The organism is Bradyrhizobium sp. 132 (assembly GCF_023074185.1).
Classification (GTDB): domain Bacteria; phylum Pseudomonadota; class Alphaproteobacteria; order Rhizobiales; family Xanthobacteraceae; genus Bradyrhizobium.
Genome location: NZ_JADPKY010000092.1, coordinates 22,134 through 33,680, shown reverse-complemented (window position 1 = coordinate 33,680; position 11,547 = coordinate 22,134). Strand labels below are relative to the sequence as shown.

The 11,547-nt window shown below is 62.3% G+C and carries 11 protein-coding genes; all 11 read left to right on the top strand.

What is annotated here, in order from left to right; translation table 11 throughout:
- Nucleotides 1-92: 92 nt before the first annotated feature.
- The 11 genes from fdhD (at nucleotide 93) to IVA74_RS15630 (ending at nucleotide 11,472) form a co-directional block, all read left to right on the top strand.
- Nucleotides 93-926, top strand: a complete 834-nt coding sequence (gene fdhD, locus IVA74_RS15680) for a formate dehydrogenase accessory sulfurtransferase FdhD (RefSeq protein ID WP_247345318.1) — start codon at nucleotides 93-95, stop codon at nucleotides 924-926.
- 151 nt (nucleotides 927-1,077) lie between these two features.
- Nucleotides 1,078-1,437, top strand: a complete 360-nt coding sequence (locus IVA74_RS15675) for a hypothetical protein (protein WP_247345314.1) — start codon at nucleotides 1,078-1,080, stop codon at nucleotides 1,435-1,437.
- 181 nt (nucleotides 1,438-1,618) lie between these two features.
- On the top strand, nucleotides 1,619-3,394 hold the full coding sequence (locus tag IVA74_RS15670) for a thiamine pyrophosphate-requiring protein (RefSeq protein WP_247345312.1): 1,776 nt from the start codon (nucleotides 1,619-1,621) through the stop codon (nucleotides 3,392-3,394).
- Complete coding sequence (locus IVA74_RS15665; RefSeq protein ID WP_247345308.1) at nucleotides 3,391-4,488, top strand: enolase C-terminal domain-like protein; 1,098 nt, start codon at nucleotides 3,391-3,393, stop codon at nucleotides 4,486-4,488. Before IVA74_RS15670 ends, IVA74_RS15665 begins: the two co-directional genes overlap by 4 nt.
- Before the next feature lie 202 nt (nucleotides 4,489-4,690).
- Nucleotides 4,691-5,434, top strand: coding sequence for a hypothetical protein (locus IVA74_RS15660; protein ID WP_247345305.1), 744 nt, complete (start codon nucleotides 4,691-4,693; stop codon nucleotides 5,432-5,434).
- Nucleotides 5,427-6,095 carry a gluconate 2-dehydrogenase subunit 3 family protein gene (locus tag IVA74_RS15655; protein WP_247345302.1) on the top strand — a complete coding sequence of 223 codons (669 nt, stop codon included), beginning with the start codon at nucleotides 5,427-5,429 and terminating at the stop codon, nucleotides 6,093-6,095. Before IVA74_RS15660 ends, IVA74_RS15655 begins: the two co-directional genes overlap by 8 nt.
- Nucleotides 6,085-7,737 carry a GMC family oxidoreductase gene (locus IVA74_RS15650; protein ID WP_247345300.1) on the top strand — a complete coding sequence of 551 codons (1,653 nt, stop codon included), beginning with the start codon at nucleotides 6,085-6,087 and terminating at the stop codon, nucleotides 7,735-7,737. The genes IVA74_RS15655 and IVA74_RS15650 overlap by 11 nt, the downstream gene beginning before the upstream one ends.
- 26 nt (nucleotides 7,738-7,763) lie before the next feature.
- The gene (locus IVA74_RS15645) at nucleotides 7,764-8,210 is read left to right on the top strand and encodes a PPC domain-containing DNA-binding protein (protein WP_247345297.1); all 447 of its coding nucleotides are present in this window, start codon (nucleotides 7,764-7,766) and stop codon (nucleotides 8,208-8,210) included.
- Complete coding sequence (locus tag IVA74_RS15640; protein ID WP_247345294.1) at nucleotides 8,207-8,587, top strand: sensory rhodopsin transducer; 381 nt, start codon at nucleotides 8,207-8,209, stop codon at nucleotides 8,585-8,587. The genes IVA74_RS15645 and IVA74_RS15640 overlap by 4 nt, the downstream gene beginning before the upstream one ends.
- A gap of 32 nt (nucleotides 8,588-8,619) precedes the next feature.
- The gene (locus IVA74_RS15635; RefSeq protein WP_247345291.1) at nucleotides 8,620-9,681 is read left to right on the top strand and encodes an SDR family oxidoreductase; all 1,062 of its coding nucleotides are present in this window, start codon (nucleotides 8,620-8,622) and stop codon (nucleotides 9,679-9,681) included.
- A 9-nt stretch (nucleotides 9,682-9,690) separates the two neighbouring features.
- Complete coding sequence (locus tag IVA74_RS15630; RefSeq protein WP_247345288.1) at nucleotides 9,691-11,472, top strand: glycoside hydrolase family 15 protein; 1,782 nt, start codon at nucleotides 9,691-9,693, stop codon at nucleotides 11,470-11,472.
- Nucleotides 11,473-11,547: the final 75 nt, after the last annotated feature.

Here is an 11,547-nt window from a genome sequence, read left to right as displayed (position 1 = left end):
CGCACGATAGTGTGCGCGCTGCCGTACAAAGAAATCTCGAGCTGGAACTTGGCTCTCCGGAAGAGGTTGGCAGACGCCAATGGGAGTGGGACATGGGTGATCGCTGTACGCTCGACAAACCGGAGTTGGTGTGGCGAGGGAGCCGCCCAATCCCCTCCTCCCGCAGGGTCGCAGAGGAGCGGCCGATAGCGCTCACCTACAACGGCTCGACTTACGCTGTGATGATGGCCTCGCCCGCCGACCTCTGGGATTTTGGCGTCGGTTTTAGCTTGAGCGAGGGCATTGTCGAGCGGTGCGAGGACATCATCAGCATCGAAATCGTCGAGCTCGAGCGCGGTTGCGAAGTGCGGATCTGGCTCGACAACTCCCATGGTGATCTCCTTGCAAGCAGGCGGAGGGCGATGGTCGGGCCGGTCGGCTGCGGCCTCTGCGGAATCGAAAGCCTGGAGCACGCTTGCCCGCGGCTGCCGCGCATCGTCAGCCGGGGCGGATTTCGCGCCTTCGACATCCTGACAGCGATGCGCTCGTTACGGCCGCTCCAGTATCACAACCAGGCGACAGGGGCGATGCACGCTGCGGCGTTCTGGGACGGCAATACCGTTCGCTTGCTAAGAGAAGATGTCGGTCGCCACAACGCTTTGGACAAGCTCGCGGGAGCGGTTGCCAGAGCCGGCCTGGAGACGTCATCGGGAGCTGTCCTCATCACCAGTCGGGTATCCGTCGAGCTGGTGCAAAAGACAGCGAGAATGGGCGTGCCGCTCCTCGTCGCCGTCTCGGCCCCGACTTCGCTGGCGATCGAGATCGCTGAAGGGGCCGGGGTCACGCTCGTCGCGGTCGCGCGTGACGATGGTTACGAGATATTCAGCCACGCCAGCCGATTGGCGTTTGGAGAGGGAGAGTCCGCGCCCGAATTGCTTTCCGGCTGAATTGGCCGCAAGGCCGGTTATCGGCAGAAGCTCGTCCTCCGCTTCGTTCGGTCTCGTACCGAGTTCGCGCGACCGCGACTGTTTCTGGCGGAACGTCTGGGGCCGGCCAGCGCTGTCGCGATATTGATCCGTCAAACTGTAGGAGATAGCGATGAAGACCACGCTTTTGGCAGCCTTCTTGCTCGCAGCCACGGCTTCCAGTCCGGTACTCGCGCAAGGTGGCGCCAATTCCACGGCACCCTCGCAAGCAGCCACCAACTCGGGCCAGAATACGGCGGTGCAGAAAATTCAGGATGATCTGAAGAAGGCAGGTTTCACCGACATCAAGATCGTTGCCGAATCCTTCGTCGTCCAGGCCAAGACGAAGGACGGCAATCCGATGGTGATGACGATCGGTCCACATGGCATGTCCGTGTTCGAAGCCATGAACACGACCACGACCGGCTCCGCAACCAACTCTCAGGGCACGACCGCGTCCGGCTCTTCGAACAACAACGCCGCGTCGAAGTAGTCCTCCACCTTAGGCGAACATCGCCACTCGTCCATAGAGGGCCCGCGATGTTCGTCTGCTGGCGCGGGATGGGAGTGAATGAAGCCGTTGGAGAGGTACGCGAGCGTACGGACATTCGTGAGAACCGGCCAGTAGCAGAAGCGTTTGAACTAAGTCGGCTGCGCGAAAGCGAGAAAATCCAATGAACGTCAGTGAATTCGTTTGGCACCGGCTCTCCGAGTGGGGCCTGAGCCGGGTCTTTGGCTATCCTGGGGACGGGGTCGGAGGGTTGGACGTCGCTCTAGAAGACGCGAAAGAAAAGATGGAATACGTGCAGGTCCGGCACGAGGAGATGGCCGCCTTCATGGCTTGCGCTCATGCCAAGTTTACAGGACAGGTCGGCCTCTGTTTTGCGACCTCCGGCCCTGGCGCAATTCATCTTCTCAACGGCCTGTACGACGCCAAAATGGATCATGTGCCTGTGGTCGCCCTCGTCGGCCAGCAGGCGAGGAGCGCGATTGGGGCGAGCTATCAGCAGGAAGTCGATCTGCAGGTCCTGTTCCAGGACGTGGCAGAATACGTCGCACAGGCAAGCGTACCCGAGCAGATACGCCACCTGATAGACCGGGCCGTTCGCATTGCGCACAACAGGCGCACCGTGACTTGCGTGATCTTGCCCAAGGACGTGCAGGAACTGGACTACCGGGATCCGCCGCTCGCGCATGGGGCAACACACACCGGGACCGGTTACGCCGATCCCGCGAAACGTCCCGATGAAGCTCCGGTACGCGCGGCGGCGGAGGTGCTGAACAAGGGCAGCAAAGTCGCGATGCTGATCGGAGCGGGTGCTCTGTCCGCGACCGATGAAGTGATCGCAGTCGCAGAGCGCCTTCAGGCGGGAGTCGCAAAGGCGCTGCTCGGCAAGGCCGCACTTCCCGACGACCTGCCCTTTGTCACGGGTTCGATCGGCTTGCTTGGTACCAAGCCGAGTTGGGACCTCATGAAAAATTGCGACACTTTCCTGATGGTAGGGTCGGCGTTCCCGTACAGCGAGTTCCTGCCGAAGCCAGGCTCTGCGCGCGGCGTCCAGGTCGACATCGACGGCTCACGTTTGAGTCTTCGTTACCCCATGGAGGTCAATATCGTGGGGGACAGCTCGGCGACCTTGCAAGCGCTGCTGCCGCTTCTGCAGCAGAAGCAAGGTTCAGCCTGGCGGCAAGAGATCGAAGAGGGTGTGCGGGAATGGTGGCAGACTCTCGAACGGCGCGCAATGGATTCAGCAGAACCACTCAACCCACAGCGCGTGTTCTGGGAGCTGTCGCCGCGCTTGCCTGAGAATGCGATCATCACCGCGGATTCCGGCTCGGTCGCCAACTGGTACGCGCGCGATCTGAAGATCCGGCGTGGCATGAAGGCGTCGCTTTCCGGTGGGCTGGCGTCGTTAGGCGCGGGAACGCCTTACGCTGTTGCGGCAAAGATGGCTCACCCGGACCGCACGGTGGTCGCCTGCATGGGCGATGGCGCCATGCAGATGAACGGCCTGAACGTTTTGATCACCATCTCCAAATACTGGAAAACGTGGTCGAACCCTCGGCTGATCGTGCTCGTTCTCAACAACCGCGATCTCAATCAGGTCACATGGGAGGAGCGGATTCAGCTCGGCTCGGGCAAGACGCTATCGACCCAGAGCATTCCGGATTTCCCCTATCACCGATATGCGGAGCTTATTGGCCTGAAGGGCATCTTTGTCGACAATCCGGACTGCGTGGGTGCTGCTTGGGATGAGGCGCTGTCCGCGGATTGTCCTGTGGTCCTCGAAGCGTATACCGATCCGAACGTGCCGCCGCTTCCTCCGCACATCACCCTCAAGGATGCCAAGAACTTCGTCAGCATGATTCCTTCCGAGCCCGAACTTGCAAGCGTCCTTAAGAACAGCGCCAAAGAGCTGCTGACGAGCGTGATGCCCGGGAAGGAATGATGTCACAGGTGCAGATCGAGAAGATACAGGCGCGGGCATTCGAGGTCCCGACCGATCGGCCTGAGGCGGACGGCACAATGAGCTGGAGCTCTACTACGCTCGTGCTGGTCGAAGCCTTTGCCGGCGGCAAACTCGGGATCGGCTACAGTTACACGGATCGAAGTGCGGTCGGGTTGGTCGCGGGCAAGCTCGCCGGTACGGTCCAGGGCAAGGATGCCTTTGCACCCGAGGCGGCGTGGCTGGCCATGCAGCGTTCCGTGCGCAATCTGGGCCGCGAAGGTCTTGCGGCAACCGCAATCTCGGCCGTGGATACGGCGCTCTACGACTTAAAGGCGCGCCTGATGCAAGTGCCGCTCGTTCAGCTGCTGGGAAGCTACCGCACGGCCGTTCCGATCTATGGAAGCGGCGGGTTCACCTCCTATTCCGACGATGAACTCAGTCGCCAGCTGTCGGGCTGGGTCATGGAGCAGGGCTGTAGATATGTCAAAATGAAAGTTGGCTCGGAGCCGGAGCTCGATCTTCACCGCGTCGAAGTCGCTAGGCGCGCGATCGGCGCCTGGGCGGAGCTTTTCGTTGATGCAAACGGTGCCTACGGCGTGAAGCAAGCGCTGCAGCTTGCTGGCGTTTTCACAAGGCAGGGCGTGACATGGTTCGAGGAGCCGGTATCGTCGGATGATCTGCGAGGGCTCAGGGCGATCCGGGAGCGCGCGCCCGCAGGCATGGACGTCGCTGCCGGAGAATATGCTTATACGACCGACTATGTGCGGGCGATGCTGGAGGCGTCCGCCGTCGACGTGCAGCAGGCGGACCTCACACGTTGCGGCGGCGTCACCGGGTTTTTGCAGGTCGCCGCGATTTGCGACGCGTACCACATCGACCTCTCTGGCCACTGCGCGCCTGCGGTGCATTTGCATGCAGCTTGCGCGGTGCCGCGGCTGCGCCACCTCGAATGGTTTCACGACCATGTTCGCATCGAGCACCTGCTGTTCGATGGTGCTCCATTGGCGCGCAATGGCGCGATCGAGCCGGACCTTAACCGGCCGGGCAATGGTTTGATCTTCAAGGAAGCGGATGCTGGACGCTATGCGGTCTGACCATGCTAGAAAACAAAGAGCGCACGGCATCGCCCGAGCCGGAGTGAGGGAAGAGAGGAGCGCGCCGGCTCAGGGGCGTTGGTCGCCTACCAGCCGTTCGCTCTCAGGTCCTGATCGCCAAAAGGCCGACAACGTGTTGGCGGCGCGACAGCTAAATCGGGCAGCGGGTACACTTGCAGCATCAGTTCTTGCAGACAGCGCCGTGGAGCACTACCGCGGCTCGTTCAAGAACAAAGCCATGCTGACGCCGATCGTCGTCGCGGGCCTGACTTTGGCAATGAGCCTGCATGGCACGGCCGACAAGCGCCCCGTCGCTCACAACGCGCGCGATACCTCCTACCTACTGGCAGCTGGTACAGGCCTGCTTGGCACAGGCTTTCACATTTACAACGTCACCAAGAAGGTGGGTGGGTTCAGCTGGCAGAACCTCTTCTATGGTGCCCCGCTCGGGGCCCCCATGGCTATTCTGCTGTCAGGCCTGCTGGGCTTCTGCTCGGAGCGGCTGCGCGCCAATGGGCCGCGGCGCCGTCCTCGCGTGCTCAGCCTTCCAGCTGGCAAGACCGTTGCGACGGTTGCAGCGCTCGGCCTGCTGGGCACGAGCGGGGAGGCGGGTCTGCTGCACTTCCGCGGTGCCTTTCACAACCCGCTCATGGCCATTCCGGTCACCCTGCCGCCAATCGGCGCCGGGTTGCTCGGCGCAACCGTGGCGGGGAGCGGCGAGTGCGCGCACCGCGCCACCCGGTGGTGGATGCGGCTGCTGGTCGCCATGGGTTTCGCTGGTGTGGGCTTGCACGCCTATGGGATCTCGCGAAACATGGGGGGCTGGCGCAACTGGAGCCAGAACATTCTTGACGGTCCGCCGCTACCCGCGCCGCCAAGCTTCGCAGGACTTGCGCTGGCCGGGCTTGCTGCGCTCGAGCTCATGAGAGAGGCCTCCGATGGCTGAGAGGAGCTCGCAGCGCAGCCGGGGGAGTGTTTATCCCGGCTACGACGTTCTCGCGAAGTGGAACAGTCCGTCCTGGAATGACAAGACGCGGGACGTCATCTCGCGTCGGCTTGCGGTCGCGAACGACCCGCGCTTTTTCACGGCGGAAGAATTCCAATCCGTCACGGCGATGGCCGATCGAATAGTCCCGCAATCCGCCTCGCATTCGCGTATCCCCGTTGCGGCACTTGTTGATCGTAAACTGCAAGATGGCATCTTCGACGGCTATCGTCCTGCCGGTATGCCGCGAGATGGTGATGCGTGGCGGCTTGGGCTCCATGCTCTCGATGCGGAGGCGCTAAGCCGTCATGGCTCCCGGTTCGCTGAGATGGCCGGGCCTGATCAAGACGCGTTGTTGCGACGCTGCGAAGCCGGTGGATTGCATGCGCCCGAATGGGCCGGCATGCCGCCTAGCGCCTTCTTCAAGCACCGCCTGCTCCAAGATCTGGTGCTGGCATATTACTCACACCCGGCCGCCTGGAGTGAGATCGGATGGGGCGGACCGGCCAGTCCGCGCGGCTATGTGCGTCTCGATTTCGACGATCGCGACCCCTGGGAGGCCGCCGAGGCCAAGCCCGGAGATGAGCTCGCCGCTCTGAGGATCAACCGCCATGTCCGATGATCCCCGGCATAGTCCTCGCGCACGCAACGGTCGTGCGCCGGACGTTTTCCGGCCGGGCCGTTGGGTCAGCATGCAGCAATACGCCGACAACGAAGCGGTGGACTTCGTCATCGTCGGGACGGGCGCTGGCGGAGGGACCCTGGCCTGCAAGCTGGCCGAATATGGTTTCTCGGTGGTGGCACTCGACGCCGGCCCTTACTTTCGTCCTCTGGAGGACTTCGCCTCCGACGAATCCGAGCAAACCAAGCTCTATTGGACCGACGATCGCATCGTCGACGGTGACAACCCGCTGCAACTTGGAAGCAACAACAGCGGCAAGGCCGTTGGCGGTTCGACCGTGCATTTTGCCATGGTGTCGCTGCGCTTCCGCCCGGAATGGTTCAAAGCCCGAACGAAGCTCGGCTACGGCGCTGATTGGCCAATCGATTGGCGCGAGATGTGGGCTTACTACACGGAGGTCGAGCAGGCCCTCAAAATATCCGGGCCGATCAACTATCCGTGGGGACCGCCGCGCCCGCGCTACCCCTATCGCGCCCATCCGCTCAATGCTGCAGCCCGCGCGCTGGCGCGCGGCTGCGAGGCCATGGGCATCGCGTGGACGGAAACGCCGCTCGCGACTCTTTCTGCTCCTCGCGGACTAGCGCATCCCTGCGTCTATCGCGGCTTCTGCGTGGCGGGCTGTTCGACCAACGCGAAGCAGAGCGCCCTAGTGACCTGGATTCCCCGTGCCCTCTCGGCCGGTGCCGAAATCCGCGACCTGGCCATGGTCGGCCGGATCGAGACCGACGAGAACGGGCTCGCCGTTGGGGTGCACTATCATCGTCAGGACAAGTGGCACTTCCAGAAGGCACGCAATGTGGTTGTGGCCGGTTATGCCATCGAAACGCCCCGGCTGTTGCTGAATTCTGCGACGGACAAGTTTCCGGATGGTCTTGCAAACAGTTCCGGTCTCGTCGGCAAGAATCTGATGGCCCAGGCCAACCAGGCTGTGTGGGGCGTGATGGAGGAGGAGGTTCGGTCGTACAAGGGACCTCCCTCCCTCGCGATCACCGAGCACTGGAATTACGCGGACGAAGGCAAGGACTTCTTTGGGGGCTATTGTTACATGAGCCAAGGCCCTCTGCCGCAACTCTGGGCCAAGACGCAGGCGAGCGCGCACGGACTTTGGGGAGCCCGGTTGGTCGAAGAAATGAAGCGCTACAACCATGCCGTCGGCCTGAAAATCGTGGGTGAAATGCTCCCGCAGGAGAAAAATCGGGTCACGCTGGACGACGAGGTCGATCAATACGGGATCAGAATTCCCCGCGTCACCTACTCATGGTGCGACAACGACAAGCGCCTGATAGATCATTCGATCGGCTTCATGAGCCGGGCCTTAACCGCCGCGGGCGCCAAGGACATCTGGATCCAGCACGACGACACCTGTCACCTCAACGGAACAGCGCGGATGGGCAGTCGCCCGGACAACAGCGTGGTCAACGCGGATTGCCGCAGCTGGGACATTCCAAATTTATGGGTTTGTGACGGCTCCGTGTTCCCAACCGTCGGCGGCGCGAATCCGTCGCTCACGATTCAGGCGATCGCATGCCGCACGGCGGACCGGATCCGCTCGCTGGCGCGGCTGGGAGAGATCAGGTTTTAGCCACCAGGCATGGGAGAGACGACTCGATGCAGCACAAGCTTCTCAACGACGATCGCCAGCGAACCTTTGCTGTTGTCCTGGACACCGGTGACGAGGCGATGGCGAGCATCCGTTCGTTCGCAGCATCGCAGCATATTGCTGCCGCTCAAATCACCGGCATCGGGGCGTTCAGCAGCCTCACCCTGAAATTTTTCGATTGGGAGAAGAAGGCCTATCTGGAAAATCGGGTCGATGAGCAGGTGGAGGTTGCATCGCTCGTCGGGGACGTCGCGCTTGCGCCTTCGGGCGAAGCTTCCGTACACATTCATCTCGTCGTCGGCCGGAGCGATGGCACCGCGCTCGCCGGGCACTTGGGCTCAGGCATGGTGCGTCCAACGCTTGAAATGATCGTCACCGAAAGCCCGGCGCATCTCCAAAAGGTGCACGATCCCGACACCGGGCTGGCGCTGATCAAGCTGGAGCAACGACGATGACAAATCTCGGTTCGACGGTATGGGCGATCCCCGAAGGTTACATCCCAAGCGACAGCGTCAGCGACGCACACGACCTTGTCTCTCACGAGGCGGCTTGCTTCCTGAACGCCGGAGATCGCGAGGTGCACGTCGAAATCACGCTGTTCTTCGAGAACAGGGAGCCGGTCGGTCCTTACCGCCTGAAAGTGCCGGCGCGCCGCACGCTTCATCTGCGGTTCAACGATCTGAGCGATCCTGCGCCAGTCCCGCGCGACACCAGCTACGCGTCTCTGATTGAAGCAAGCGCTCCGGTCATTGTCCAGCACACCAGGCTGGACTCACGCCAGCCGGCGATGGCGCTGCTGTCGACCATAGCCTACCCGGCCGAGCAGCCATGACAAGCATAGCACCGACTCCAGGGAGCGTGCGCGTGCCCGAGAATCCTGCACAATCGCCTGTTGTTGTCGTGATCACCGGGGCATCCGCCGGCGTCGGACGGGCGACGGCTCACCGCTTCGCGCGCGCGGGCTGCTCGATCGGTCTCATCGCGCGCGACGCCGAAGCCCTCGAAGAGGTGAGGCGAGAGGTTGGGGATCTGGGCGGGCGAGCTATCGCGATGACCCTCGATGTGGCAGATGCCGCCGCGATGTTCGCCGCTGCTGACCGGGTCGCCGCGGCGTTCGGCCGGATCGACGTGTGGGTCAATGATGCGATGGCGACGGTGTTCTCGCCGGTTTGGCGCATGACGCCGGACGAATTCCGCCGCGTCACCGAGGTGACCTATCTCGGCTTCGTGCACGGAACCATGGCTGCTCTCCGTCACATGCGGCTGGCCAACCACGGAACGATCATCCAGATCGGATCGGCGTTGGCCTATCGCGGTATTCCACTGCAGTCCGCTTATTGCGGCGCCAAGCACGCCATCCGCGGCTTTACCGACTCGCTACGAAGCGAACTCATTCACGAGCGGAGCAGGATCAATCTATCCATGCTTCAGCTGCCGGCGGTGAACACGCCACAATTCGATTGGGCACGAGCGCATATGCCCCGTTCGCCCCGGCCGGTCGCGCCCGTCGTGGAGCCCGAGGTGATCGCGAATGCGGTCTACAAGGCCGCGCAAAAGCCTGCCAGGGAGTACTGGATCGGTCTCAGCACGCTCAAGGTCATTTTCGGCAATATGCTCGCGCCCGGTTTGCTGGATCGCTATCTCGCCCGAACCTGTATCGCGGGTCAACAGACCGATCGCGCCATCGATGGCAGCCGGCCGGACAATCTCAACAAGCCGCTGCACGGCCTGCATCGCACCCGAGGCAGCTTCGGTTCGGAAGCGCTCGATCACGCCTTCGTCGCGCCTGCGAGCCTGTTGCGGCTTGGGCCTGTTGCGGCATTGATCGGGATCGTCGCGGTTGCGTTCGCCGCCCAAGCAAGCGCATCTGAACGCAGAGAGACTGGGATCGAACGGTACCGTGCACGCAACCAGCGATCCAGGTGAGCACGGGTGGTGGCGGAAAAGCTCATCGAAGATTATGGGATGATCGCGGACGGCCAGACCGCCGCCCTGGTTCACCGCAACGGTTCAATTGATTGGCTGTGCTGGCCGCGCTTCGATTCGGATGCATGTTTTGCGGCTTTGCTCGGCACGAGATCACACGGATATTGGAAGCTCGCGCCGGCCGGTGGCAGCACTTCCTGCAGCCGCCGCTATCGCGCCGATACGCTCATTCTGGAGACCGATTGCGAGGTGCCGACGGGCCGCGTTCGGCTGATCGACTTTATGCCGATTCACGATGGCGCGTGCGCCGTGATTCGGATCGTGCTCGGCCTCGCTGGAACAGTCGAGGTGCGAAGCGAGCTGGATCTGCGCTTCGACTATGGGTCCTTGAAACCCGCGCTGGAAGTCGGCGACGATCGGGCGGTTGCGTTCGTGGGACCGGACCTCGTGGTGCTGCATTCTCCCGCGAAGCTTTCGCGCCAGGGATCGTGCATCCTTGGCGAAGTGGAAGTGCGTGAAGGCGAGCAGGCCGCCTTTTGCCTTCGCTACGGCAGAGCCACAGCGCTGCCGCCTCCGCCACTGGCGCCGAGCGCCGCGCTGCATGCGACAGAAGACTATTGGCGCGGTTGGATTGCGAAGTTCGAAGTCGAGACGCAGTGGCCTGAGGCTGTCAGGCGCTCGCTCTTGACGCTCAAGGCGATGATCTTTCGAGCTTCAGGCGGCATCATCGCCGCTCCCACCACCTCGCTTCCGGAAGCGCAGGGTTCGCACCTGAATTGGGACTACCGTTATTGCTGGCTGCGCGATGCGACGTTTACGCTCAGCGCTCTACTGGAGGCTGGCTATCGTGATGAAGCCAAAGCGTTCCGGGATTGGCTTCTCAGGGCCGCCGGCGCCGAACCGGAGAAGATCAGGATCATGTACCGGGTCGACGGCTCGCGCCGGTTGGAGGAATGCACCGCGTCCTGGTTGCCCGGATACGCGGGCGTCGGACCCGTGCGGATCCGAAATGCGGCCGCTTCCCAGCGTCAGCTTGACGTGTACGGCGAACTCCTGAACTCCATAGCTTTCGCAGCCAACGCCGGGATTGCGCCTACAGAACGGGAAAGCGAGCTGATCACTGCTGTCGTCGATCATGTTCAGCGCGTATGGGACCAACCTGACCACGGTTTATGGGAGCTGAGGGGGGATGCGCGTCACTACACCTATTCCAAGGTCTCAGCCTGGGCTGCGGTGGATCGTTTCGTCAGTTGCACTGATCTGCATCGGGCAGCCGATCGCCCGTTTCTCCAGCAGATGGCGGCATTGCGCGACCGGATGCATCGCGAAGTGTGCGAAAAAGCTTTCGACCGCAGGCGTGAAACGTTTGTGGAGTACTATGGAGCTGATGGGGTTGACGCCAGCCTTCTGAACCTTCCCCTCCTGGGCTTTTTGCCCGTAACCGACGAACGCATCCGCAACACCATCAAAACGATCGAGCGCGACCTCGTGCACGAAGGCTACGTTCACCGCAGGTCATCAGGGGCGATCCGTCAAGGAGCATTCCTGGCGTGCAGCGGGTGGCTCGCGGAATGCCAGCTTATGCAGGGGAGGCGGGCTGAAGCGGAGAGAACCTTCGAGCATCTGTTGCATGCGCGAAATGAACTGGGGCTTCTCGCTGAGGAGTTCAACGGCCGGGATGGACGCCTCGCTGGCAACTTCCCTCAGGGATTGAGCCATCTCGCGCTGGTCCGAGCCGCTCTTCGTTTCGAGGACAAGGCATCAAATCGAGGCGATCGACATGAAAAATAGTCTCATGCACGGCTAGGAACCGCAGACGGCCCCGACAGCTTTACCCTCCTTAGACCCGTGACGGGCTTGATCGCC